Annotated in this window: 25 protein-coding genes; 12 read left to right on the top strand and 13 right to left on the bottom strand. The window is 59.3% G+C overall.

Annotated elements, in window-relative coordinates; genetic code table 11:
• Positions 1–74: 74 nt before the first annotated feature.
• Positions 75–1,034 carry a LysR family transcriptional regulator gene (locus tag AC1965_RS00810; RefSeq protein WP_483885414.1) on the top strand — a complete coding sequence of 320 codons (960 nt, stop codon included), beginning with the start codon at positions 75–77 and terminating at the stop codon, positions 1,032–1,034.
• A gap of 65 nt (positions 1,035–1,099) precedes the next feature.
• Positions 1,100–1,828 (top strand): metallophosphoesterase family protein, encoded by a 729-nt coding sequence (locus AC1965_RS00805; protein WP_483885413.1) that lies wholly within the window; start codon positions 1,100–1,102, stop codon positions 1,826–1,828.
• A 12-nt stretch (positions 1,829–1,840) separates the two neighbouring features.
• Here the strand turns inward: AC1965_RS00805 and tdh are convergent, their stop codons facing one another.
• From tdh to AC1965_RS00790, 3 genes are all read right to left on the bottom strand, one after another.
• Positions 1,841–2,881, bottom strand: a complete 1,041-nt coding sequence (gene tdh / locus AC1965_RS00800) for an L-threonine 3-dehydrogenase (RefSeq protein WP_483885412.1) — start codon at positions 2,879–2,881, stop codon at positions 1,841–1,843.
• Positions 2,878–4,065 (bottom strand): glycine C-acetyltransferase, encoded by a 1,188-nt coding sequence (locus AC1965_RS00795; protein WP_483885411.1) that lies wholly within the window; start codon positions 4,063–4,065, stop codon positions 2,878–2,880. Before AC1965_RS00795 ends, tdh begins: the two co-directional genes overlap by 4 nt.
• Before the next feature lie 96 nt (positions 4,066–4,161).
• Complete coding sequence (locus tag AC1965_RS00790; protein ID WP_483885410.1) at positions 4,162–4,728, bottom strand: helix-turn-helix domain-containing protein; 567 nt, start codon at positions 4,726–4,728, stop codon at positions 4,162–4,164.
• A 158-nt stretch (positions 4,729–4,886) separates the two neighbouring features.
• Between AC1965_RS00790 and AC1965_RS00785 the strand changes: the two genes are divergently transcribed.
• The gene (locus AC1965_RS00785) at positions 4,887–6,068 is read left to right on the top strand and encodes an acetyl-CoA C-acyltransferase family protein (protein ID WP_483885409.1); all 1,182 of its coding nucleotides are present in this window, start codon (positions 4,887–4,889) and stop codon (positions 6,066–6,068) included.
• A 62-nt stretch (positions 6,069–6,130) separates the two neighbouring features.
• Here the strand turns inward: AC1965_RS00785 and ubiB are convergent, their stop codons facing one another.
• Together ubiB and ubiE are read right to left on the bottom strand one after the other, a co-directional pair.
• Positions 6,131–7,663, bottom strand: a complete 1,533-nt coding sequence (gene ubiB, locus AC1965_RS00780; RefSeq protein WP_483885408.1) for a 2-polyprenylphenol 6-hydroxylase — start codon at positions 7,661–7,663, stop codon at positions 6,131–6,133.
• Between the two features lies 1 nt (position 7,664).
• Positions 7,665–8,417 (bottom strand): bifunctional demethylmenaquinone methyltransferase/2-methoxy-6-polyprenyl-1,4-benzoquinol methylase UbiE, encoded by a 753-nt coding sequence (gene ubiE / locus AC1965_RS00775; RefSeq protein ID WP_483885407.1) that lies wholly within the window; start codon positions 8,415–8,417, stop codon positions 7,665–7,667.
• A 100-nt stretch (positions 8,418–8,517) separates the two neighbouring features.
• Here ubiE and mutM point away from each other — a divergent pair, with 100 nt between their 5' ends.
• The 8 genes from mutM (at position 8,518) to gyrB (ending at position 18,132) form a co-directional block, all read left to right on the top strand.
• Positions 8,518–9,369, top strand: a complete 852-nt coding sequence (gene mutM, locus AC1965_RS00770; protein WP_483885406.1) for a bifunctional DNA-formamidopyrimidine glycosylase/DNA-(apurinic or apyrimidinic site) lyase — start codon at positions 8,518–8,520, stop codon at positions 9,367–9,369.
• A gap of 63 nt (positions 9,370–9,432) precedes the next feature.
• Positions 9,433–10,209: an enoyl-CoA hydratase gene (locus AC1965_RS00765; RefSeq protein WP_483885405.1), complete on the top strand. Its 777-nt coding sequence runs from the start codon at positions 9,433–9,435 to the stop codon at positions 10,207–10,209.
• A 229-nt stretch (positions 10,210–10,438) separates the two neighbouring features.
• Positions 10,439–10,702 (top strand): 30S ribosomal protein S20, encoded by a 264-nt coding sequence (gene rpsT, locus AC1965_RS00760; RefSeq protein ID WP_483885404.1) that lies wholly within the window; start codon positions 10,439–10,441, stop codon positions 10,700–10,702.
• A 527-nt stretch (positions 10,703–11,229) separates the two neighbouring features.
• Positions 11,230–12,591 (top strand): chromosomal replication initiator protein DnaA, encoded by a 1,362-nt coding sequence (gene dnaA, locus AC1965_RS00755; RefSeq protein WP_483885403.1) that lies wholly within the window; start codon positions 11,230–11,232, stop codon positions 12,589–12,591.
• 153 nt (positions 12,592–12,744) lie between these two features.
• The gene (dnaN, locus tag AC1965_RS00750) at positions 12,745–13,863 is read left to right on the top strand and encodes a DNA polymerase III subunit beta (RefSeq protein ID WP_483885402.1); all 1,119 of its coding nucleotides are present in this window, start codon (positions 12,745–12,747) and stop codon (positions 13,861–13,863) included.
• A 60-nt stretch (positions 13,864–13,923) separates the two neighbouring features.
• A complete protein-coding gene (gene recF, locus AC1965_RS00745) occupies positions 13,924–15,021 on the top strand; it encodes a DNA replication/repair protein RecF (protein WP_483885401.1) in 1,098 nt (365 codons plus the stop codon).
• Positions 15,018–15,638 carry a LysE family translocator gene (locus AC1965_RS00740; RefSeq protein ID WP_483885400.1) on the top strand — a complete coding sequence of 207 codons (621 nt, stop codon included), beginning with the start codon at positions 15,018–15,020 and terminating at the stop codon, positions 15,636–15,638. The genes recF and AC1965_RS00740 overlap by 4 nt, the downstream gene beginning before the upstream one ends.
• A gap of 79 nt (positions 15,639–15,717) precedes the next feature.
• Complete coding sequence (gene gyrB, locus AC1965_RS00735) at positions 15,718–18,132, top strand: DNA topoisomerase (ATP-hydrolyzing) subunit B (protein WP_483885399.1); 2,415 nt, start codon at positions 15,718–15,720, stop codon at positions 18,130–18,132.
• A 53-nt stretch (positions 18,133–18,185) separates the two neighbouring features.
• Here gyrB and AC1965_RS00730 read toward each other — a convergent pair whose 3' ends face one another.
• The 6 genes from AC1965_RS00730 to AC1965_RS00705 all read right to left on the bottom strand — a co-directional run bounded on the left by AC1965_RS00730 (position 18,186) and on the right by AC1965_RS00705 (position 23,397).
• Positions 18,186–18,734 carry a YaeQ family protein gene (locus AC1965_RS00730; protein WP_483887089.1) on the bottom strand — a complete coding sequence of 183 codons (549 nt, stop codon included), beginning with the start codon at positions 18,732–18,734 and terminating at the stop codon, positions 18,186–18,188.
• Positions 18,735–18,945: 211 nt separating this feature from the next.
• A complete protein-coding gene (locus tag AC1965_RS00725) occupies positions 18,946–19,674 on the bottom strand; it encodes an MBL fold metallo-hydrolase (protein WP_483885398.1) in 729 nt (242 codons plus the stop codon).
• The gene (locus tag AC1965_RS00720; RefSeq protein WP_483885397.1) at positions 19,671–20,657 is read right to left on the bottom strand and encodes an ABC transporter ATP-binding protein; all 987 of its coding nucleotides are present in this window, start codon (positions 20,655–20,657) and stop codon (positions 19,671–19,673) included. The genes AC1965_RS00725 and AC1965_RS00720 overlap by 4 nt, the downstream gene beginning before the upstream one ends.
• Complete coding sequence (locus AC1965_RS00715) at positions 20,654–21,424, bottom strand: ABC transporter permease (RefSeq protein WP_483885396.1); 771 nt, start codon at positions 21,422–21,424, stop codon at positions 20,654–20,656. Before AC1965_RS00715 ends, AC1965_RS00720 begins: the two co-directional genes overlap by 4 nt.
• Complete coding sequence (locus AC1965_RS00710) at positions 21,424–22,278, bottom strand: ABC transporter permease (protein ID WP_483885395.1); 855 nt, start codon at positions 22,276–22,278, stop codon at positions 21,424–21,426. Before AC1965_RS00710 ends, AC1965_RS00715 begins: the two co-directional genes overlap by 1 nt.
• A 60-nt stretch (positions 22,279–22,338) precedes the next feature.
• Positions 22,339–23,397, bottom strand: coding sequence for an extracellular solute-binding protein (locus AC1965_RS00705; RefSeq protein ID WP_483885394.1), 1,059 nt, complete (start codon positions 23,395–23,397; stop codon positions 22,339–22,341).
• A 173-nt stretch (positions 23,398–23,570) separates the two neighbouring features.
• On the opposite strand from AC1965_RS00705, the gene AC1965_RS00700 reads away from it, so the two are divergent.
• Positions 23,571–24,119 carry a TetR/AcrR family transcriptional regulator gene (locus AC1965_RS00700; protein ID WP_483885393.1) on the top strand — a complete coding sequence of 183 codons (549 nt, stop codon included), beginning with the start codon at positions 23,571–23,573 and terminating at the stop codon, positions 24,117–24,119.
• Positions 24,120–24,142: 23 nt separating this feature from the next.
• Here the strand turns inward: AC1965_RS00700 and AC1965_RS00695 are convergent, their stop codons facing one another.
• Together AC1965_RS00695 and AC1965_RS00690 are read right to left on the bottom strand one after the other, a co-directional pair.
• On the bottom strand, positions 24,143–25,033 hold the full coding sequence (locus AC1965_RS00695) for an energy transducer TonB family protein (protein ID WP_483885392.1): 891 nt from the start codon (positions 25,031–25,033) through the stop codon (positions 24,143–24,145).
• Positions 25,030–25,419, bottom strand: coding sequence for an ExbD/TolR family protein (locus AC1965_RS00690; protein ID WP_483885391.1), 390 nt, complete (start codon positions 25,417–25,419; stop codon positions 25,030–25,032). The genes AC1965_RS00695 and AC1965_RS00690 overlap by 4 nt, the downstream gene beginning before the upstream one ends.
• Between the last annotated feature and the right edge of the window lies 1 nt (position 25,420).

Raw genomic sequence — 25,420 nt, 5'->3', positions numbered from 1 at the left:
CTTTCTATGGCCCCATCGTCTCATACCGGCATTAATTGTAGAAACTCATAGTTATTATTCCTATTATTGACGGCATGAATTTATCCAGCTTCGACCTCAACTTGTTGCGGGTGTTGGACGCGCTTCTGCGCGAGAATTCCACTGTCGCCGCCGGCCGCCGCATCGGTCTTTCGCAGCCGGCAGTCTCGGCCGCGCTGGGACGGTTGCGTGCTGCACTTGGCGATCCGCTTTTCGTGCGCGTGGGCCAGCGGCTAGAGCCTACAGACTACGCTCACAGTCTAGCTGATCCCCTGCGGATCGCCCTCGACGATGTTGAGGCGCTGCTGTCCGGCCCGCCAAAGTTTGATCCGACCAACGCCACGGACCGCTTTGTGATCTCCGGCAGCGATTTCTTTGCCGAAATGTTGATGCCCCGTCTTGGCGACCACCTCGCACGGTTGGCACCGGGCATCTTGCTGCAACTGGTCGATCTGGTCCCCGATGATCACGCCGGGCCGCTCAAGACGCACGAAGTCGACCTGGCCTTGATCCCCCAGATGGACTGCCCCGGCTGGATCGACTGGCAGCCGCTGTTCAACTCCAGCTTTGCCGTCATCGCACGCAAGGATCACCCCGACCTCACGCGTGCCAGCCTTGTCCCCGGCGACGCAATCCCGCTCGACCTGCTATGCGACCTGGGCCACATCTTGTTTTCACCCGAGGGCCAGACCGCCGCCATGGGCGACCGCGCGCTTGCCGCAGTGGGGCGTACCCGCCGCGTGGTGATGACGCTGCCGGTATTCTACGGCGTCTTCAGCGCCGTGGCCGGCAGCGATCACGTCGCCTTTGTCCCGCAGCAAATGGCGCACCAGATGGCCACAAAACTCAACATTGCAGTCTACGAAACGCCCTTTGCCATGCCGACCCCCCTGATCACGATGATCTGGCACAAGCGCGCCACCCAAGCCCCGGCCCACCGCTGGCTGCGCGAACAAATCACGGCGCTGATGGCTCCGCTAAACGCGGGCGAACCAAAGTTGACTGCCCGAGGCTGAGCTCCCCCCTTTTCAGTCCTTCCATTTTGCGACATGACCAGACCCAAGCAGAACAGAAAGTCCCCATGACCAGTCCCATCTACGCCATTGGCGACATCCACGGCCAAGCAGCCGAACTTTCCCGCGTACTTGATCTGATCGAAAGCGACGGTGGCCCAGATGCGCGCGTCGTGTTCCTAGGCGATTACACCGACCGGGGTCCTGACAGCTGCGGCGTGCTTGATACGCTAGCGAATGGCCAGTTGCAGGGGCGCAACTGGTCCTTCCTGATGGGAAATCACGACCGCATGTTCAATTGGTTTCTTGAGGACAGCCCGCGCCACGACGCCCACCTGCCTGTTGCGCTATACTGGTTGCACGAACGGCTCGGCGGCGACACAACCCTGCGGTCCTACGGCCTGAAAGTCACCGACAAACGTCGCCTAAGCGACATCCACGCCGAGGCCCGCAGTGCCATCCCCTCTTCTCATGTCACATTCATGCGGGGTCTCAAACTCAACCATGAGATTGAACACTTGTTCTTTGCCCATGCCGGTATCCGCCCCGGCGTAGCGCTGGCCGACCAATCCGAACATGACCTGCTGTGGATTCGCGACGAATTTCACGCCGTCACCGCGCCGCATCCGAAACTGATCGTACACGGGCACACCCCGGTCAAATCCGCCAGCCACCACGGCAATCGCATCAACCTCGACACCGGGGCAGGCTATGGCAAACCGCTGACCGCCGCTGTGTTCGAAGCCACCGATTGCTGGGTCCTGACCGCCCAGGGCCGCAATCGCCTGCGGCCCTGATTTTGCGTCAACTTACGTCCAGTCCAGCACAACCTTGCCCGACTGGCCCGATTTCATCGCGGCGAACCCGGTTTCAAAATCGTCGACCTTGAACCGATGGGTGATGATGGCAGACACGTCCAAACCATTTTCCAGCATGGCGATCATCTTGTACCAGGTCTCGAAAATCTCGCGCCCGTAAACACCCTTGATGGTGATCGCCTTGAAAACGATCCGGCTCCAGTCCACCGGCGACTTGCCCGGCGGGATGCCCAGCATCGCAATGCGCCCGCCCATTGTCATCGCCTCGATCATCTGGTCCAGCGCCTGTTGATTGCCCGACATTTCCAACCCGACGTCAAAGCCCTGTTTCATCTTTAGCCGCGGGATCACATCGGCCAATTCTTCCTCGGCCACATTCACCGTCACCACATCAGCAACCTTTTGGGCCAGCGCCAGACGGTCCGGATTTACATCCGTGATCACTACATGCCGCGCGCCCACATGGCGCGCCACGGCGGCGGCCATGATCCCGATCGGCCCCGCCCCCGTGATCAAAACATCCTCGCCCACCAGATCAAAGCTAAGCGCCGTGTGGACCGCATTGCCTAATGGGTCGAGGATCGCGCCGATGTCGTCCGAGATTTCATCAGGCAAGGGCACCACATTAAACGCAGGCAGTTTGAGATACTGCGCAAAGGCGCCCTGTTCATTCACCCCGATACCGCGCGTCGCCGGGTCGAGATGAAATTTGCCCGCCCGGCTTTGCCGCGACTGCTTGCCAATCAGATGCCCCTCACCAGAGCAACGCTGCCCGATCTCAAGACCCTCGACATTGCGGCCCAGCTCGACAATCTGCCCGGCAAATTCATGGCCCGTAATCATCGGCACCGGAACGGTCTTGGACGCCCAGTCATCCCAGTTCCAGATATGGATATCCGTACCGCAGATCCCGGTTTTGTTGATCTTGATCAGCACATCATCGGGGCCGATCTCCGGCACCGGGGCATGGGTCATCCACAGCCCCTCGCGGGGGTGCAGCTTGCTCAGCGCCTTCATTTCATTTGTGGTCATTTCAACACCCCACAGGCACGGCCCGCGACTTCGAAAGCCGCCAGCGCGCGGTCCAGATCATCCCGCGTCAGTGCGGCCGACATCTGTGTACGTATCCGCGCCTGCCCGCGTGGCACGACCGGGAAAAAGAAGCCCGATACATAGACCCCTTCATCAAACAGCCGCGCCGCCATGTCTTGAGCCAGCTGTGCCTCACCCAGCATCACCGGCACGATGGGGTGTTCGCCCGGCAGCAGATCAAATCCCAGCTTTTCCAGTCCAGCACGCCAATAGGCCGTGTTCTCGAACAAACGCGCGCGCAGCTCGTCGCCCTGTTCGACCAGTTCCAGCGCCCGGATGCCCGCCATCACGATGGCAGAGGGCAGAGAGTTGGAAAACAAATAGGGGCGTGCGCGCTGCCGCAGCAGATCAATCACCGCCTGCGGACCGGCGATATAGCCGCCGATCGCGCCGCCCAGCGCTTTGCCCAGCGTCCCTGTCAGAATATCCACTTCAACACCGTGATGCGCAGGCGTCCCTTCACCCTTTGGCCCCATGAACCCGGTGGAGTGGCAATCATCGACCATCACCAAGGCGTCGTATTTCTGCGCCAGCGCCACGATCTCGGGCAGTTTGGCCAGATAGCCATCCATGCTGAACACGCCATCTGTAGCGATCATGATAAACCGCGCGCCATCCTCGCGCGCCTGTTTCAACTGCCCTTCCAGATCGGTCATGTCGCTGTTGGCATAGCGATAACGCTTGGCCTTACACAGGCGGATACCGTCAATGATCGACGCATGGTTCAGCGCGTCCGATACAACGGCATCTTCTGGTCCCAACAGCGGCTCAAACAGCCCGCCATTCGCGTCAAAGCAAGCGGCAAAGAGGATCGTGTCGTCCTTACCCAGAAAGGCCGCCAGCTTCTGCTCCAACTCGCGGTGAATGTCCTGGGTCCCACAGATGAACCGCACGGACGCCATGCCATAGCCGCGTTCGTCCATTGCTGCCTTGGCCGTGGCGATCAGGTCCGGGTGATCCGCCAACCCCAGGTAATTGTTGGCGCACAGGTTGATCACCTCACGTTCGCCCACATTGATCCGTCCGCCCTGTGGCGTGGTGATCATGCGTTCACGCTTGGTCATCCCGTCGGCGTCAATCTCGGCAAGGGTGGCACTGATGTGGTCCAGAAAGGCTTGGGTCATTGCGATATCTCCTTCTCGGACCAAATCTACCATAGCGGATTTGATTCCGAAATAGGGGAAATCCAAGATAGCGGAAAATTTCCGATTTTTCGGAAATTAGGCGTCTTGCACGACCAGGAATGCGCGCGCCGGGCCGTTCACGACGCGAATCGCGTGGGGCACGTCAGCCGCATAGCGCGCCGTGTCACCAGCGTGTAATACCTCGACGCTGCCCCCGCTTGTCACCTCGACAGCACCTTCAAAGACACTAAGATGTTCACGCGCACCGCGGGTATGCGGGGCGCTCTCCAGCATACCACCATCGCTGATCAGCAGCTCGTAAACCTCGTGCTTGCCCGCCTCTTCGGGGGGCGACAGGATTTTAATCCGGCACCCGCTGCCCAGATTGCTAATGGTCGGCACCGCAGCCCCGCGCAGCACCTCGATTTGCGCGGGCGCGGTGGCGCCATCCAGCAGCCCCGCGAAATCCACTTGAAGCGCACGCGTGAGGTTCCACAGCGTCGCAATCGTCGGGCTGGATTCACCACGCTCGATCTGGCTGACCATCGACCGCGACACGCCTGACAGTTTCGCCACCGCGTCCAGCGACAACCCCTGCCCTTGCCGCGCCTCTTTTAGGCGGGCGGGCAGCTGCGTCAGTATCTTGTCAGCGTTTTCCGTCATGACGGATAGATCGCCCGCCCGGCGCTACAAGTCAAGGATGCTGCGCTGCGGCGGTGTACAGTTGGTGTACAATTTGTGCACAGCCTGTGACGGGACGTTCCCGCTGACTTTTCTGCACCCGCATTCCATACTAACCGAAACGCAACAGGAGCCATCCCATGTCCAAAGATATCGTCATCCTCGGCGGCGCACGCACCGCCATCGGCACCTTCGGCGGCGCGCTGGCCGCCACGCCGCCCAGCGCCCTTGGCACCATCGTCGCGCGCGAGGCCATGCAGCGCGCAGGGGTCGAACCGGGCCAGATCGGTAACGTGGTTTTCGGCAATGTTATCAACACTGAACCGCGTGATATGTATCTTAGCCGCGTCGCCGCGCGCGATGCGGGCATCCCAGACGAAGTGCCCGCGATGAATGTGAATCGCCTTTGCGGCTCCGGGGTCCAAGCGCTTGTTTCGGCTGCCCAAAGCCTGATGCTGGGCGATGCAGACTTTGCCCTCGCGGGCGGTGCCGAAAGCATGTCGCGCGCACCCTACATCCTGCCCGACGCCCGCTGGGGCCAAAAAATGGGCGATACCCGCAGCTTGGACATGCTGCTTGGCACGCTCAACTGTCCGTTTGGCACCGGGCACATGGGGGTCACCGCCGAAAATGTCGCGTCAGAACATGGGATTAGCCGGGATGCTCAGGACGCCTTTGCTTTGCTGAGCCAGCAGCGCGCGGCAGCGGCTATTTCCGCAGGCCACTTTACCGACCAGATCGTGTCGGTCGACGTGCGCGTGAAGCGTGACATGGTTGCCTTCGACACCGACGAACACCCCAAAGCCACCACCGCCGACGCCCTCGCCGGGCTACGCCCGGTGTTTCAGAAAGACGGCAGTGTAACTGCCGGAAACGCCAGCGGGATCAACGACGGTGCGGCAGCGCTTGTGCTGGCCACCGCCGAGGCGGCGCAGGGCGCGGGCCTGCGCCCCCGGGCGCGGATCATCGGCTACGCCCACGCCGGCGTGCGCCCAGAAGTTATGGGCATAGGCCCAGTGCCGGCGGTGCAAAACCTTCTGGCGCGCACAGGTCTGACGGTGGACGATTTCGACGTCATCGAAAGCAACGAAGCCTTTGCCAGTCAGGCGCTTGCCGTCAGCAAGGTGCTGGGCTTTGACGCTGCGCGCGTCAACATCAATGGCGGCGCGATTGCGCTGGGTCATCCGGTGGGGGCCACAGGGGCGATCATCACCGTCAAAGCGCTGTATGAGCTGGAGCGCATCCAGGGCCGCAAAGCGTTGATTACGATGTGTATTGGCGGCGGCCAAGGGATCGCGCTGGCCATTGAGCGCATCGCCTGAGGCGCGCGCTGGGGGCCTTGCGCCCCCAGACCCCCGCAGGAATATTTCAACCAGAAAGAAAGTTAAAGAAGGGCGTCGATCACGGCCAAGGTCATGGCCCCGGTTACCCCGGACAGCAGCGCCGTCAGCACGATCCAGCGCCAGAATCGTGGGCGGCGCTGCACTGGCTCATGGCCCTGTCGGTTAAGCGCCTGTTCGACAAGTCCTGGCAGGCGCGGGCCAAAGCGGGCCAAGACCATTGCCGTGTCGCGCAGGTCAGCGAACATGGCGCGTGGGCCAAGGGATTTGGTGATGTAGCTGGTCACGATCGGGCTGGCGACCTGCCAGATGTTGATATGCGGGTTCAATGACCGCGCAACGCCTTCGACCACTACCATCGTCCGTTGCAACAAGATCAGTTCGGTGCGGGTTTCCATGCCAAAGCGTTCGGTTACCTCGAACAGATAGGCCAGCAGCCGCGCCATCGAAATGCCGGTCGCGTCCATGCCGAAAATCGGTTCGCCCACCGCGCGCAGGGCGCGGGCAAATTCATCGACGTCCTTATCGGCGGGGACATAGCCCGCCTCGAAGTGGACCTTGGCGACACGCATGTAATCGCGGCGGATGAAACCATAGAGGATTTCGGCATAGACCCGGCGGGTATAGGCATCAATATGGCCCATGATCCCAAAATCATAAGCGATGATATCACCGTTCGCCGCGACCTTGAGGTTGCCCTGATGCATGTCGGCGTGAAAGAAACCGTCCCGCAGGGCGTGATTCAAAAACAGCTCAAGCACCCGTTCGGACAGCTTCACGCGGTCATGACCCGCGGCATCAAGCGCGGCGTTATCACCCAGCGGCGTGCCGTCGGCCCAACCCAGTGTCATCACGCGGCGGGCGGAGTAGTTCCATTTGATTTCAGGAAGCTGAAAGCCCGCATCATCCTTGGTATTGGCGGCAAATTCAGAGGCCGCAGCGCTTTCGAGCCGCAGATCCAGCTCGCCCCGCACCACACCGTCAAAATGGTCGATCACCTCGACCGGGCGCAGCCGACGAGAGCCGGGCGAGAAGGTCTCGATCACTCGGGCGGCGAGATAGAAAGCGTCGATATCCTTGCGAAACGCCTTTTCGATGCCAGGACGCAGGACCTTGACCGCCACCTCTTCGCCACTGTCTGCCATGCGTGCATGATGCACCTGTGCGATGGAGGCGGCAGCAACTGGTTCGCTGAATTCGGAGAACATCTGATCAAGCGGGCGCCCAAGTTCCTTGACCACCTCGGCCTTGGCGAGTGCGGTGTCGAAGGGGGGCAGTTTATCCTGCAACACCCGCAATTGCACAGCCAGATCATCGCCCACCACGTCGGGACGCGTCGACAGGACCTGACCAAATTTAATATAGGCAGGCCCCAGCGCTGTCAGTGCGCGGGTGGCGGGGGGCATCGTCGGATCACCCTTGTAGCCAAGAAACTTGAACGGCAACCCCAGTGCGCGGGCGACGAAACGCAAGGCTGGCGTCGCCTCGAAGGCATCGAGCACCACATTCATGGCGCCCGCCCTCTCCAGGGTTGCGCCGGTACGGATCAGCCGCCAGATGTTATGTGGTCCACGCATCTTACAACTTCCAGCCGGAGTGCAGTGCGGCCACACCCATTGTCAGGTTACGGTATTTCGCCTGTTCGAACCCGGCACTTCGCACCATTGCCAGAAAAGTCTCTTGATCCGGAAAATTGCGGATCGATTCGACCAGATACTGATAACTGTCGCGGTCATTTGCAATCATCTGGCCCATACGCGGTATTACGTTGAAACTGTAAAGATCGTAGGCTTTCTGCATCGCGGGGTTAGGCAGTTGGCTGAACTCCAGCACCATCAGACGCCCGCCGGGCCGCAGCACGCGGAAGGCTTCGTTCAGCGCCTCTTGGGGGCGGGTCACGTTGCGGATGCCAAAGCTGATCGTATAGACATCAAAGCTGTTGTCGGGGAACGGCAGCGCCATTGCGTCGCCCACCACCCAATCAAGGCTTTCAATCAGACTGTCGGCCTCGGCACGCTTGCGCCCCGCGATCAACATCGGCTCGGTCAGGTCAAGCACCGTGGCGTGGCCGTGGCCGGCCCGTTTGAGGAACTTGAACGCCACATCACCAGTGCCGCCCGCCACGTCCAGCAGGCGCTGACCGGGTCTAGGGGCCAGCCAATCCATCATCGCTTCTTTCCAAATGCGGTGGATGCCCATGCTCATGACATCGTTCATGATGTCATATTTGCTGGCGACAGAGTTGAACACACCCTGCACGCGTCCGGCCTTTTCCCCTTCGGCCACGGTTTCAAACCCGAAATGGGTGGTTTTATCGGCGTCTTGGGTCATCTGCTCTTGTGGTCCTTTGTCTGTCGTCCTTGTTATAGAGCGCCGGGGGGCAGGTACAATGCGTGCCATTTGTCACAGGCGGCAACCGAGGGGAACGATAATGCCAGAATTGCCAGAGGTAGAAACCGTGCGCCGGGGGTTGGGGCCCGCGATGGAGGGACAGGTGATTGCCCGCGCCGATGTGAATCGCCCCGATCTGCGCTGGCCCTTTCCCGACCGGATGGCAGAACGACTGACCGGGCAAAAGGTGCTGCTACTGCGGCGCCGGTCAAAGTACATTCTGGCAGATATGGACGGCGGGGAATCACTGCTGATTCACTTGGGGATGTCGGGGCGCATGTTGGTTTCTGGCGATCCACTGGGACAATTTCAACACAATCATCCGACCCCGGAAAAGCATGATCACGTGGTATTCCACATGGCCAATGGCGCACGCATCACCTTTAATGACCCCCGGCGTTTCGGCGCGATGGATTTGCTGCCGACGGCAACGGCGGAACAACACAAATTGTTGGCTGCGCTTGGTCCCGAACCGCTGGGCAATGATTTCCACGAGGCCCATCTTGTGGCCGCGCTGGCGGGGCGCAACACACCCATAAAATCCGCGCTGCTGGACCAACGCATCGTCGCGGGTTTAGGAAATATCTATGTCTGCGAGGCGCTTTACCGGGCGGGCATTCATCCCGCGCGCAAGGCCGGGCGCATATCCGCGGCACGGGTAGCGGGGCTGGTCCCGATCATTCGGCAGGTGCTGGCAGAAGCGATTGAGGCCGGAGGATCGTCGTTAAAAGATTTCAGGCAGGCGGATGGCGAACTGGGCTATTTCCAACACCGGTTTGACGTTTATGGCCGCGAAAACGCGCCCTGTCGCAGGCCCGGGTGCGGCGGCACGGTGGCGCGAATCGTGCAGGCCGGGCGGTCCTCCTTCTATTGCGCGCAATGCCAAAGATAGCTTGAAACGCGCAGACCGCATGATATGCCATGCTTCTGAGCGCAACAACAAAGAGCATTCTTGATGGCTTACGAAACGATCACTGTGGACGTGGACAACCATGTGGCCCTGATCACCCTGAACCGTCCGGATGCGCTGAATGCGCTGAACGATGAATTGCTGGGCGAGCTGGCCGATGCGCTGAAAAATGCGCAGGACAACGAAAAAGTGCGCTGCATCGTGATCACCGGGTCGGAAAAGGCCTTTGCCGCCGGAGCCGATATTTCAATGATGCGCGACAAGAGCTTTGTCGATGTCTTTGCTGGTGATCTGTTCACGCCCGAAACGGACCAGATCTTGCGCATCCGCAAACCCATCATCGCGGCTGTGTCAGGCTACGCGCTGGGCGGTGGATGCGAACTGGCGATGATGTGCGATTTTATCATCTGCTCAGAATCAGCCAAGTTTGGCCAACCCGAGATCAATCTTGGGGTCGTGGCGGGGATCGGCGGCACCCAACGTCTGACGCGCCTTGTCGGTAAATCCAAGGCAATGGACATGAACCTGACCGGTCGTTTTATGGATGCGGCAGAGGCCGAACGCTCGGGCTTGGTATCGCGTGTCGTTCCCGTCAAGAAACTGATGGAAGAGGCCCTGAGTGCCGCTGGCAAAATCGCCGAAAAATCAATGATCACGGTGATGGTTGTCAAAGAGGCGGTGAACCGCGCCTATGAGGTACCGCTGCGCGAAGGTCTGCTGTTTGAACGCCGGATGTTCCATTCGCTGTTCGCCACCGAAGACCAGAAAGAGGGCATGTCCGCCTTCCTTGAAAAGCGTGAAGCCCAGTTTCGCGACAAATAACGCCCCCGCGCTGCGGCCAGTAGGTCGCAGCGCAATCGTTTTCTCCCAAAATCACCCGAATCCCCGCCCGACTTGCAATGGCAGGCCCGCTGGACTATAGCGGCCCCAATACATGCGCGTGCAGCCCGCTTTGGCTAGAATCACCTGCCCGATATTCGGGCCCGGAATTTCCGGTAGGGTTGGCGTCACGCTATGAAACGTAACGAATTGACCCCAAAGGCTGAGACTCATGGCAAATACACCACAATCCAAAAAACGCGCCCGTCAGAACGAAAAGCGTTTTGCGGTAAATAAGGCACGTCGCTCGCGGATCCGCACCTACCTGCGCAAGGTAGAAGAAGCAATTGCATCCGGCGACAAGGAAGTGGCGGCAACCGCCCTGCAGGCCGCACAGCCTGAATTGATGCGCGGCGTTACTAAGGGTGTTTTCCACAAAAATACCGCATCGCGGAAAATGTCGCGTCTGGCATCGCGGGTCAAAGCGCTGTCCTGATCCGTCCGACTCACCTAATTAGTTGTTAAGAAAAGGCGCCGCATTGCGGCGCCTTTTTTGTGCGCCTGCGGCATTGAAATCGAGCTCAGAGATTCTTTTCCAACAATCTACGAGTCAAGTTTGAAGTTATGTTGAAGCGCACCCGTTCTCCTTGCTACCAAAGACCAGCGATTCACATCGCATGGGGGGACAGGCCCTGAATACAGGCTAGAATCGCATGGTTCCGGCTGGTCATTCAGGGAGGGGTCGGGCGGTCATTTTTTGATGGACCATCGGGCGCATTGCGGATGCTGCTGCCAGCACATTTGCCCTGTCGTTTTATACGTGGACGGTTTCGTTCTTTACTTTCGTATCGCCATGTTCCGGCAGACGAAACTAAAGGGCAGGCCATTCTGAAAAGTCCAAAGGACGCAGGTCGGTCATCCAGGTGGGACCGGGTGGATGACCTGTTGCCGTACGAGAAGATATTTATGGATCGGGGTTATGCTCACGGTCCGGGCGCAAGAATAAAGCGGGACTAGGGCACTATGACACACGACCAATGGGGCGAGATCAAGCAGCGTCTTTTGAAGACTGTCGGACAGAACAACTACACAACTTGGATCGAGCCTCTTGTGCCGGGCGACGTGGCAGATGGCATCGTTACTTTACAGGTGCCCACCAATTTCTTCGGTAACTATGTCAGCCAGAATTTCTCGGACCTGATCCTGCACGAGATCAAAGCCAGCGGCACCGCGGCTGAACGCTTGAATTTCGCACTTGGCAAGCAGCCGGCCAACACGGCCGAGCGTCCCGCCCCCGCCGCGCGCCACACCACTGCTGCGGTGAAACCTGCCGGGAACAACGTGCTGAACACCGCCCCGCTGGACCCGCGGTTCAGCTTTGACAATTTCGTCGTGGGCAAGCCGAACGAGTTGGCCCATGCCGCCGCACGCCGCGTCGCCGAAGGCGGGCCGGTCACGTTCAACCCCCTGTTCCTTTATGGTGGCGTTGGGCTCGGCAAAACCCACCTGATGCATGCGATTGCGCTGGAGTTGCAGCAACGCAAACCCGAAATGAATGTACTTTACCTCTCGGCAGAGCAATTCATGTACCGTTTCGTTCAGGCGCTGCGCGACCGCAAGATGATGGATTTCAAAGAAATTTTCCGCTCGGTCGATGTGCTGATGGTCGATGATGTGCAATTCATTGCAGGCAAGGATTCAACACAGGAGGAATTCTTTCACACCTTCAACGCGCTGGTCGATCAGCACAAGCAAATCATCATTTCCGCCGACCGCGCACCAGGCGAGATCAAGGACCTTGAGGACCGCGTAAAATCGCGCCTGCAATGTGGCCTGGTTGTCGATTTGCACCCTACCGATTACGAACTGCGTCTGGGCATCCTGCAAAGCAAAGTCGAAGTTCAGCGCAAGACCTATCCGGGTTTGGAAGTAGCTGATGGCGTCCTTGAATTTCTCGCCCACCGCATCACCACCAACGTGCGTGTGCTGGAAGGGGCATTGACCCGCCTGTTTGCCTTTGCCTCGCTGGTCGGGCGCGAGATCGACATGGTATTGACCCAGGATTGTCTTGCCGATGTGCTGCGCGCCTCTGAACGCAAGGTGTCGGTCGAGGAGATTCAGCGCAAAGTGTCCGATCACTACAACATCCGCCTGAGCGACATGATCGGCCCAAAACGTCTTCGCAGCTATGCGCGCCCGCGTCAGGTTGCAATGTACCTGTGTAAACAGATGACCAGCCGGTCGCTGCCGGAAATCGGTCGCCGCTTTGGCGGGCGCGATCACACCACCGTCATGCACGGTGTGCGCCGCATCGAAGAGCTCAAGCATTCCGATGATCAGATCGCCGAAGACCTCGAATTGCTGCGTCGCGCGCTGGAATCCTAAGCGCAGGGTGATGCCAAGGACACGGTTCGACGGATGATCGGGGGCGCAGGGTGCGCCCCCCTTGCATTCACACCAACAAATCAACAAAAGTCTTGTTAAAGCATGGGAACCGGGTAGTTTGCCTCTCCCGGCAATCCGTAGGGGAGAAGGCACATGAAATTCAGCATCGAACGCGCGGCATTGCTCAAGGCTGTGTCACAAGCACAGTCAGTCGTTGAGCGGCGCAACACTATTCCGATCCTCGCGAACGTGTTGATCGAAGCCGAAGGCAGCGACGTGTCCTTCCGCGCCACCGATCTGGACATCGAAGTGGTGGACAAGGTTGCGGCCCAGGTCGAACGGGCCGGCGCCACAACCGTGTCGGCCACGATGCTGCACGAAATCGTGCGCAAGCTGCCCGACGGCGCGCTGATCAACCTGACCGCAGACGCAGCCGCCGGTCGCCTGACGGTCGAGGCGGGGCGTTCCAACTTCAGCCTCGCAACACTGCCCCGCGAAGATTTCCCCGTTATGGCGTCGTCCGAATACGCGTCCAACTTCTCCGCGCCTGCGCCCGTCCTGCGGCGCCTGTTCGACAAATCCAAATTCGCCATCTCGACCGAGGAAACGCGCTATTACCTTAATGGCGTCTACATGCACATCTCTGACGCCGAAGGTGGCAAGGTGTTGCGCTGTGTCGCCACCGATGGCCACCGCCTGGCCCGCATCGACGCCGAGATGCCCGAGGGCGCAGGCGAGATGCCCGGCGTGATCGTGCCGCGCAAGACCGTAGGCGAGTTGCGCAAACTGCTGGACGACGATGATATGAAAATTGCCGTGTCCGTGTCGGAAACCAAGATCCGCTTTGCCACACCGGAAATCACCCTGACCTCCAAGGTGATCGACGGCACCTTCCCCGACTACACCCGGGTGATCCCACAAGGGAACACGCGCAAGATGGAAGTCGACGCCGCGGATTTTGCCCGCGCGGTGGACCGGGTTGCCACCGTCAGCTCCGAGCGTTCGCGCGCCGTGAAACTGCAACTGGACGAAGACCGTCTGATCCTGTCCGTGAACGCCCCTGACAGCGGCGCGGCAGAGGAAGAGCTTGCCGTGGCCTATTCGGACGAGCGGTTGGAAATCGGCTTTAACGCGAAATACCTGCTGGAAATTGCCAGCCAGGTGGACCGCGAAAATGCTGTGTTTCTCTTCAATTCCTCTGGTGATCCGACGTTGATGCGCGAAGGCAATGACACCTCGGCGGTGTACGTCGTTATGCCGATGCGTGTGTGACGGAACCGGAATTTTTTGAAAATTCCGGCCCGTTTTCTTTAAAAGAAAACGGAGTCTGACATGCCGCATCTGCATCTATCTCAACTTACCCTGTCACATTACCGCTCGCACAAGCGTGCGGTGATCGACGTGGATGCGCGCCCTGTCGCACTTTATGGCCCCAATGGCGCCGGCAAGACCAATATCATCGAAGCCATTTCCCTGCTGTCCCCTGGCCGCGGCCTGCGCCGCGCCAGCGCCGAAGATATGACCCGCAGGCCAGAAGCTTTGGGTTGGAAGCTGACGGCGCTGCTACATGCACCCAATTCGGTGCACGAGATCGAGGTCTGGTCTGAAAACGGCAGCGCACGCCAGACCCGCATAGATGGCAAAGCCGCCGCGCAGACCGCATTGGGTCGGATCGCCAGGGTACTGTGGCTGATCCCCGCAATGGACAGGCTTTGGATTGAGGGCGCCGAGGGGCGGCGGCGATTTCTGGATCGTGTCACGCTCAGCATGCTGCCCGACCACGCCGAATTATCACTCAGCTATGACAAGGCGATGCGCGAACGCAACCGGCTGCTCAAAGACATGGTACGTGAGCCGTCCTGGTACACCGCGCTGGAAATGCGCATGGCAGAAACCGGGGCGCAGATACATGCCAACCGCGTGCAGGCGCTGGCGGCACTGGATGCTGCACAGGCGCAGGCGCAAACCGCCTTTCCGATCGCCACGTTGGACCTGATATGCGACATGCCCACAACCGCCGAAGCGCTGCGCCGCGCGCTGTCGGATAACCGCATGCGCGATCTGGCCGCCGGGCGCACGCTGATCGGGCCGCACCGCGCCGATCTGGCGGGCACCTACGCCGCCAAAGGCGTTGCCGCACGGGATTGCTCCACCGGGGAACAAAAAGCGCTGCTGGTGTCGTTGATCCTTGCCAATGCACGCGCCATCGCGGCAGATTTCGGTGCACCGCCACTGCTGCTGCTGGACGAGGTCGCCGCCCATTTGGATGCCTCCCGCCGTGCCGCGTTATATGACGAAATTACCGCGCTGGGTGCGCAGGCGTGGATGACAGGCACCGGGCCCGAACTCTTCGACGATCTTGGGGATCGGGCGCAATATACTGAAGTTACCGAAAACGAAGGCCTATCCGCCGTGGGTGCCATCAGATGACGATATCAATCCCTGATCTGCTGCTTTACTGCGGGGCGCTGGTGATCTTGTTCCTCACGCCCGGTCCGGTTTGGCTGGCGATGATGGCGCGTGCGCTGTCAGGTGGTTTCCGCTCTGCTTGGCCGCTGGCACTGGGTGTCGCGCTCGGCGATATCCTCTGGCCGCTTGTGGCAGTGCTGGGGATCACGTGGATATTGTCGGTCTTTGATACATTCATGGCGGTGATGCGCTGGATCGCCTGCGGGGTTTTCATCCTTATGGGGGTGGCGCTGATCCGACAAGCGGGTGCAAAAATCAGCGCCGACAGCCGCCTGACGCGCCCCGGCATGGTGTCAGGGTTTCTGGCCGGTATCATCGCGATCCTCGGCAATCCCAAGGCGGTGCTGTTCTATATCGGTGTTTTACCGGGCTTTTTCGATCTGCGCGCCGTCACCGCGCCCGACGTCTGGGCGATACTCGCGGTTTCCGTCGCCATACCGTTGATGGGCAACCTCGCACTGGCGCTTTTGGTAGGGCATGTGCGCGGTTTCCTGACAGCACCCCGCACGCTGCGCCGGATCAATTATGTCTCTGGTGGGTTGCTGATCTTCGTAGGCCTCGTGATCCCGCTTACCTGACACAAAATCTTGTGTCATTCGCGTGACATCCCCCCCCGGAAACACTATAAATCGGGCAAAAGAAAAGGGTTATATCCGCATGTCCGAGAATGAGCAGGCACCACAGGAATACGGCGCTGATTCCATCAAGGTTCTCAAAGGCTTGGAGGCTGTTCGCAAGCGCCCCGGCATGTACATCGGCGACACCGATGACGGCTCTGGCCTGCACCATATGGTCTATGAAGTCGTGGACAACGGCATTGACGAAGCCCTAGCCGGTCATGCCGATGCCGTGAACGTCACCATTCACGAGGATTCTTCGGTTTCCGTCAGCGACAACGGCCGCGGAATCCCGGTTGGCATTCACGAAGAAGAAGGCGTCTCTGCCGCCGAAGTCATCATGACCCAGTTGCACGCGGGCGGTAAGTTCGACAGCAACTCCTACAAGGTGTCCGGCGGTCTGCACGGCGTGGGTGTGTCCGTGGTGAACGCCCTGTCTGACTGGCTTGAGCTGCGCATCTGGCGCGAAGGCAAAGAACATGTCGCGCGTTTCGAGGGCGGGTTCACCAAGGAACATCTCAGCGTTGTCGGCCCGACCGACCGTACCGGGACCGAAGTCCGCTTCATGGCCTCCACCAATACATTCTCGAACCTCGAATACAGCTTTGAGATACTGGAAAAGCGCCTGCGCGAACTGGCCTTCCTGAACTCCGGCGTGCGCATCATCCTGACCGACGAACGCCCTGTCGAACCGCTCAAGACCGAACTGTTCTACGAAGGCGGCGTGAAAGAGTTTGTGAAATACCTCGACCGGCACAAATCATCCGTGATGCCCGAACCGATCTTTATTACTGGTGAAAAAGACGACATCGGCGTTGAAGTCGCGATGTGGTGGAACGACAGCTACCACGAAAACGTGCTGCCCTTTACCAACAACATCCCGCAGCGCGATGGCGGCACGCATATGGCCGGTTTCCGGGGGGCGCTGACCCGGACAATCAACAACTACGCCCAGACCAGCGGCATCGCAAAACGCGAAAAGATCAACTTTACCGGTGACGACGCGCGCGAGGGCCTGACCTGTGTCCTGTCTGTCAAAGTGCCCGATCCAAAGTTCTCGTCCCAGACCAAAGACAAGCTGGTCTCTTCTGAAGTGCGTCCAGCCGTCGAAGGCCTGGTAAACGAAAAACTATCCGAGTGGTTTGAAGAAAATCCCACCGAAGCGCGCATCATCGTGGGCAAGATCGTCGAAGCGGCCCAAGCCCGCGAAGCGGCACGCAAGGCGCGTGAACTGACCCGGCGCAAGTCAGCGATGGACGTGAACTTCCTCGCAGGTAAGCTCAAGGATTGCTCTGAAAAAGACCCGTCCAAAACCGAAGTCTTCCTCGTCGAGGGTGACAGCGCCGGCGGCTCTGCCCAAACCGGCCGCGACCGACAGACTCAGGCGATATTGCCGCTAAAGGGTAAGATCCTGAACGTAGAGCGCGCCCGCTTTGACCGGATGCTGGGCAGTCAGGAAATCGGCAACCTTGTGATGGCACTTGGCACCGGGATCGGTCGCGACGAATTCAACATCGACAAACTGCGCTACCACAAGATCGTCATCATGACGGATGCGGACGTCGATGGGGCGCACATCCGCACCCTCTTGCTGACCTTTTTCTACCGTCAGATGCCGCAGCTGATCGAAAACGGCCACCTCTATATCGCGCAGCCGCCGTTGTACAAAGTGTCACGCGGCAAGTCCGAGGTTTACCTCAAGGATCAGGCCGCGATGGAAGAGTACCTGATCCAGCAAGGCGTCGAAGGCGCGATGCTGCGCCAAGGCAATGGCGAAGAGATCAGTGGCCAGGATTTGACCCGCGTGGTCGACATGGCCCGCCAGATGCGCCGCGTGCTCGAAGCCTTCCCAACCCATTACCCCCGTCACATCCTTGAACAGGCCGCCATCGCCGGGGCCTTTGTACCCGGCGCCGTAGATTCCGATTTGCAGGGCGTGGCCGACAAGGTTGCGATGCGACTGAACCTTATTGCGTTGGAATACGAGCGCGGCTGGCAGGGGCGCATCACCCAAGACCACGGCATTCGTCTGGCCCGCATCCTGCGCGGTGTCGAAGAGGTGCGCACCCTCGATGGCCGCATGCTGCGCTCTGGCGAGGCAAAGCGCTCAGGCAGCTTTACCCAACACCTGCAAGAGGTCTACGACCTGCCTGCGACATTGGTACGCAAGGACCGCAACCAGTTGATTCACGGCCCCGTTGACCTGCTGGAGGCAATCTTGACCGAGGGCGAAAAGGGCCTTTCCCTGCAACGCTACAAGGGCTTGGGCGAAATGAACCCAGATCAGTTGTGGGAAACCACTCTTGACCCGGATGCCCGCACGCTATTGCAGGTCCGCGTTGAAGACATGGCCGAGGCGGATGATCTGTTCACCAAACTGATGGGCGATGTGGTTGAACCACGCCGCGAGTTCATCCAGCAAAACGCGCTGAATGTTGCAAACTTGGACTTTTGATTGGGTCTTAACGCGCTGGTCGAATTTGCCGGATTACTTCGGACGGCAGATTATCAACGACCAGTGCGGTTCCATTCGTTCGGCGCAACATAAACGATCTTATCATCAACGCTGACCATCACCTCGCCATCTTGGATATTGACCTGCAGCTTCATCGCGCGACTTGCCAGTTTTGCCAGCTCCGCCGTGTCGTTTTCCGAAAAAGCTGTCACCTGAAGGTTGTCAAAGCGGGTCGTGCTGTTTTTAATTTTATCCCACCACACTTCGGCCGTCTTGCCGCCGTAGGGATAAACGATCACTTTCTCCGCTTTGCCGCAAGACTGGCGCATGACCTTCTCGCTGGGCAGACCCAAGGCGACCCAAAGTTCAAGCTCGCCGCTCAGGCTTTTTTGCCAGATGTCTGGCTCGTCATCCGTTGAAAGCCCCTTGGTCATCTCCAACTGCTCATTGGCATTGAGGGCAAAAGCGAGAAGGCGCACCATCAAACGTTCATCCGTCTCGGAGGGGTGTTTGGCGACGGTCAACTTATGGGTCTCGTAATAATGACGGTCCATATCAGAGACGGAAAGTTCAACTTTATAGATGGTGGATTTTTGCGCCACAACATGCCCCTTAGCTGCCAAGATGCTGATGCCTAATGCCTCTGGTGTCATTGTGAAAGCCAATAGGCCAATCGGGGGCGGAATTGATGTTGCCATGCCCTCTTTTTTCAAGCTTCACAACTCGGCCCGGGTACGTGAGCAATCCATATTATTGAGCGAAGAGCAGATGAAGCTGTGTCGGTGCGCCGGATCAAAGTCGGGAATATTCCAGCTAGACGTCTTTTTCCCGAAGCCAGGCGGTGATCAGTTCACGATGCCTCTCGCCGGAAAATGATTTGAAATGGCCGCCGTGTGCCACGCGGACGGGCAAGGTCAGCAGACGTTTCATGCTCTCGACATATTGCGCCATCTCCGCCTCATCATCGCTTTCGATCAGCGGGCCATCATACAGGATATCCCCCGAGATCAGCATGCCGGTCGCAGCCTCCCACAGCGCGATGCCACCCGGACTGTGACCGGGCGTGTGGATCACCTCGAACGCTCGGTCGCCCAGGTCGATCATACTGCCGTCGTGAAGTATCCGCGTCGCCGGCGCCGCTTTGACGGTGTATGTGCTGGACTGATAGGGCGCAGGCGGCAGTGCGGTGAATATATCGTCGGTGACATAATCCGCCGCCCATGTATTTTCACGCGTGGGGGCAGCGAGGATGTCAGCTTCGGCAGCGTGGCACAGGCGGCAGTCAAATTCATGGTGCGTGCCGACGTGATCAAAATGCGTATGGCTTGCCACTGCGTCCAGCGGCCGTTCGGTGACCAAGGGCACCCATTCGCGCAACGACAAGACCCCCATACCGCTGTCCACCAGCATATCCTTGTCGCGCCCGCGCACATGCCAAATGTTGCAGCGGTAAAATTCCTTGATATGCGGCTCATCTATCCATGTGACGCCATCAGACAGCTTGCGGATACGATACCAATCTTCTGGCCGGGCATGTTTCATGCGCCTGCGCTCAGCGTCATCGGGTTAGCGGCAAACAGCGGCACCATCTGCCCCTTTTCAGGCAGTCCACCAACCGGTAGGTGCGCCAGATAGACCGTGCCATCGCCCGCGCGAAAATGGCAGCGGTGATATGTGCCAAAGAACGATACCTCTTCAAGCGTCGCATCGCCCAGGCTGATCTCCCCCGATGGCCCAACATTTTCGGGCCGTGCCGCATAGACCATGTTTGCCCCTGCCGCGCGGCCCATAACGTTGTCGGGTATCATGTTAAGATCGCCCATGAAGTTGGCGGAAAACAGCGTCTTGGGCCGCAAATAGACCTCCTCTGGTGATCCCGCGTGTTCGACCTTGCCGTGGTTCATCACCGCGATCCGGTCGGCAATCGCCATCGCCTCCTCCTGATCGTGGGTCACGTGAACAAAGGTCGTGCCGACCTTGCGCTGAATGGCCTTCAGCTCTTCCTGCATCTGTCGCCGCAGTTTCAGGTCAAGCGCGCCCAGCGGTTCGTCGAGCAGCAGTACCTCCGGCTCGACAGCCAAGGCACGCGCCAGGGCGACGCGTTGCCGTTGACCGCCGGACAGTTCGTGAGGTTTGCGGCCCGCCTTGTCGACAAGCCCGACCAGATCCAACATCTCATCCGCCTTCGCGTTTCGCTGTGCCTTGCCCTGCCCGCGCATCCGCAAGCCAAAGGCGACGTTGTCACGCAATGTCATATGCGGGAACAACGCATAGTCCTGAAACATCGTTGTGGTCGGGCGATCCTTGGCCGCCACACGCGACATATCCTTGCCGCCGATCAACACCTCACCGCGGGTCGGCGTCAGAAACCCTCCAAGGATGAACAGCAAGGTAGACTTGCCGCAGCCCGACGGCCCCAACAGCACCACGAATTCGCCGGCAGCAAATTCCAGGTTGATATCGTCCAGCGCCTGAAACGCCCCAAAGTGATGGGACACTGCGTGCAATGAGACATTGGCGGTCATGTTTTCGACTTTCTGAATACGGTCAGTTCCAGCAGGATCAGGATCGCGATCGACACAAGGAACACCAACGACCCAATCGCATTGGTTGCAGGCGACAGGCCCGAACGCAGCATCGACCAGATTTCAACCGGCAGGGTGACGTCAAAGCGGGTCAGCAGGAAGGCGATGATGAACTCATCCCAACTGAAGGTGACAGAAAGGAAAAACGCGGCCAACAGCGCCGGCTTCAGCATCGGCGCGGTCACCAAGAACAGCACCTGCATGTCAGAGGCGCCAAGATCGCGCGCTGCACGTTCGGCGTTTTTCTGATGATCGCCCATCGCGGCGAACAAGATTGCAAAGCACAGCGGCAGGTTGATGACCACATGGCCGATCCCCGTGGTCCAGAGCGAGGGGCGGAACCCAAGGGTGTTGAACACCGTCAGCAGGCCCAGCGCGATAATCAGATAGCTGACCGTCATCGGCGCGATCAAGAGCCCACGCATCAGCACCGAACCCGGCAACCGGACCCGCGCCAACCCCTGCGCCGCAAAGAATCCCAGCAAAAGCGCGATGGCGGCCGAAATCATTGCCACCGCCAAGGAATTGCGCAGCGCCGCCATCATGCCGCGATCCGAAAGGACCTGCACATACCATTTCAACGTCGGCCCGTCGAAAGGCGGCACCGGCAGGCGGCTGTCCTGGAAAGAAAACAGCACCAGAACGATGACCGGCAGAAAGATGAAGATGAAAATCGCGGCCATATAGAGCCAGCCCAGCGTCCGCATTAGACACGCTCCATCTTGAGCCAGCGCGACGATGCCGCATAGGCCAACGTCACGATGACCATCAGGACAACCGAAAGTGCTGATGCCATCGGAAAATCGCCGCGCCGTCCCAGTTGCAGCATGATCAGTTGCGGCATGCTCAATTCGTTATTTCCGCCCAATATCTGCGGCGTAATGTAATCGCCGATGCACAGTACAAAGGTCAGAAACGCACCCGTCATAATGCCGGGCAGCGTCAGCGGCAGGATCACCAGCCGAAACGTGTTCCAGCCGTTCGCGCCCAAATCGGCAGCGGCGCGTGCATAGTTGGGCGAAAGCTGTACCAGATTGGAATAGATGGTGAGCGTCAGCAGCATCACAAAGAAATGCACAAAGCCGATGACCGTGGCAGCGCGTGTCGCCATAATCTGTATCGGCTCATCCAGTATACCAATACCGATCAGCGATTGCATGACCACGCCATTCTGCCCCAGCACCAGCGCCCAGGCATATGACCGCACGACATAAGACGTCCAGAACGGCAGAACTGCCAGCATGATCGCCAACCGCTGATAGCGTTCCGGCACCTGCGTTGCGATGATCCATGCCAGCGGCCATGCCAGCAACACGGATATCACTGTGACGGTCAGCGTGATCTCGATCGAAACGACGATCCCCTTGAACAGCGAGGGTTCGGTGAAAATCTTGACGTAGTTTCCCAGATCGAAACTCTGGATGATTTCGCGCCCTTCCAGATGCGCCAGGCTGAGCACCAGCATCACCACAAAAGGCACGACAAAAAACGCGCAGGTCCAGATCAACGCCGGCACGACAAAGCCAAAGCTGCGCCGCCGTTCCTGTCGCTCCATGGTCATTATCTGCTCCGTCGTTGGCGGCACGGCGGGACGGGCGCAAACGCCCGTCCCGCATTTGCATTATTGTTGCAGCATGTCCGTCCACAGATCCTGCATGGCAAGATCCAGATCGGCGTCTGGCACGGGGTACAGCTGTGTCCGGGCCAGGTAGTCAGCCTGTTCATCCCAGCGCAGCGCGCCTTTCTGATCATCAGTCAACACATCACCCGCTGCTTTGTTCGCGGGCATCCCCCAATAACAGGATGATGTGGCAAGCCGCGCCTGACCCTCCGGGCTGCTGATATACTTGATGAATTCCACGGCCAGATCCTTGTTTTCGGACCCGTCGAGTACGGCGATCGACTGCGACCACCGCAGCGCGCCCTGACTGGGCACCGACCAGTCAAGCTCGGGGTTTTCCGCGCTGAGCACGGCAGTCACCCATTCGCCACCGCCGATCAGAATATCGACTTCGCCCGTGGCTAGTGCGGTTTGGCTCGCAACCACATCGCTGACCTGCAGGGCCGCCGCCTTGAGCGCATAGGCGCGATCGCGCAACCCTTCAACGGCCGCACTGTCCAGGTCAGCGGTTGCCACGCCCTGTTCCAGCCCGATCAGACCAAGCACCGGCAGGTAATAGTCGTAAACGGCAATGCGGCCATCATACTTTCCCGACCACAGACTGCTCATATCCTGCATGTCAGCGGCGTCGACCTTGGCGGAATTGAACGCAATGGTGTTATAGCCAAACTTCTCCGTCACGGCATAGGTCACCCCATCACGCGCATTATTGTCGGCCATGACAACTTCGGGGAAATAGGTCGACGTCGACAGCGCATCGGCAGGCAATGGGGACAACAGCCCCTCATCGACCGCACGGCCAACGTCAACAGTATCAATCACCATCACATCCCAATCACCTGGCCGGGACTGGCTAAGAATGGCGAGACCGGCAGCGGTACCCTCATATTCCTTGACGTTGACGCGAACGCCATGGGCCTTCTCAAATGGCTCTAGCAGTGCTGGGTCCGTGTGATCGCACCAGACCAAAGCGTTCAGCTCGTCCGCTGCCTGCGCCATGGAGGTCGAAAGCATCAAAGCCGTGACCCCACCCATTCCAGAGTATTTCACCAATTGCATGTTCGTCCCCTGTTATTTAGTTCCGTTTCTCGGCATTAACTTAAACATAGATATACGTTAAACTTTGTGTCAATCTAAACTTTGAGACACTATAAAAATGCAGGCGGACCATGGGACTGAGAGAGCGAAAAAAAGCAGCGACTGCGCAGCGCATTATCCAAGAGGCGTCGCGTATGTTTCAGCAGGAAGGCTATGAAAACACCCGCATCGAAGACGTTGCCGCACGCGCCGATCTGTCTGCGGCGACCTTCTATAACTACTTCCGGTCCAAGGCCGACATTTTGCTTTCCAGTGTCTCTGCGGAAACCGAAATCGTGTTGGCCGAGGCCGATCGCTGCATTGATCGTGGCCACGACAGCGCTGCCGCCGGTTTCGATGCACTGGTCGTGACCTACTTTACCACCTCTTTCACCAAGACGCCGCGCTCGCTTTGGCGCATCGCAGTCTCTCAATCCATGCTCGACCCGGGCTCCGAATTTTCCCAACGCTATACCGAAATGGACAATCGACTATCCAAGCAATGCTGCCGCTTTGTCCAAGTGATGCAAAAGACGCAACACATCCGCGAGGACGTTCCTTTTGAACCGATCGGCGAGCTGCTGTTCAATAATGTGAACATGAATTTCATCGACTTTATCCGCAGTGAAACCCGCACCGCAGAAGACATTCGCGCCGTGGTAAACCGACAAAGCGCCCCGATCTTTGATCTGATTTCGCGCTAGCGTCACGTTTCAATCTCGGCGCGCTAGCGGCCCTTGATCTTGATCAAAAATTGTCGCTGCGCCCCGGCTGGGGGTGCTGGAAAGGGGGCGGCCTTGCGGATCACAGCAAGGGCCGCCCGATCCAGCGCCGCAGACCCCGAACTGCGCGCGACGGCGACCTGCGACAGGCCGCCGCTGGCCGATACTGCAAAGGTGACAACAGCTTCGCCTCGGCTGCTGACGTTTGGCTTTGGCACCCGCGCGATTTGGCGCATCACCTGACCGGGATAGTTGCTTTTGGCCGCCGTTCCGCTTTGCACCGCCTGAGAGCCGCTGTTGCCCTGCTGCGCTGCCTTCGCTTTGACCTGTCCAGTCGCAGCACCCTTGGCGTTGTCCCGCTTGGCGGTACCGCGCTTTTTCGGTGTCGTGGCCTTTTTGACAGGTTTTTTCACACGTGCAGCCTGCGCCATACGCTGTGGATCGCGCGGTTCGGGCCGCTGTGACAACCGTGGCGCGGTGGTGCTAGGGACATGTGTGGTCACCACAGCGCGTGCCGACGCCGCAATCGCTGCTGTCACAACGGGTGACTCCGGTGCTGCAATCACCACCTCTGTCGGGGCCGACGCAGCGTGCCGCGCGGTTGGCGTAGCGGCGACGGCGGATGTCGGGGGGGGCTGCGCCCCTGACTGCGCCGACTGTGCTTTTATAGCGGGCGGTTCGGGCGGCGTGGCTGCCGACATCACCTCGCCCTTATCGGCTGTCAATGTTCCCGCGACCATATCCTCGAACCGTGATCCGATACGTGCAGGTGCGGCCTGTCCGCCGCCCTCTACTTCAACCCGCGCCGGGGCCACAACGAAATTGGAGCCACCAATCACCATCGACGCCGCCACCACGAGTGCCGCCGCCTTGGCCCATGTGGAACGTACTATCATTGCATCCCCCGTTCCGTTACCAGCAGTATCCGCGACGCCCCCGCACGGCGTAGATCACTGGTCAGCGCCACGAGACGTTCGGCGGGCAGCGTGCGGTCCGGCATAATCCGCAAAACCTCGCGGTCTTCTACCGGCAAGGCATCTACAAAGGCAGCCGCGTCTTCCAAACGATCGCCGCGATAGGACAGTGTGCCGTCGGCGTGAATTACCAGTGCATCCATCGGCGCGCGCCCGTCCAGATCACGGGTGTTGACCAGTGTCAGTGACTGATCAATCGGTCGCGCCAAACTGCCCGCCACCATGAAGAAGATCAACATCAAAAAGACTATGTTTATCAACGCGATAGTTGGTTCACGCTGTGATTTAGCCGGGGCCATTCGCCGCATG

It is taken from the genome of Sulfitobacter sp. KMM 9851, assembly GCF_057178245.1.
Note: the sequence above shows the minus strand (reverse complement) of the source record. Positions and strands in the feature narration are given on the sequence as shown.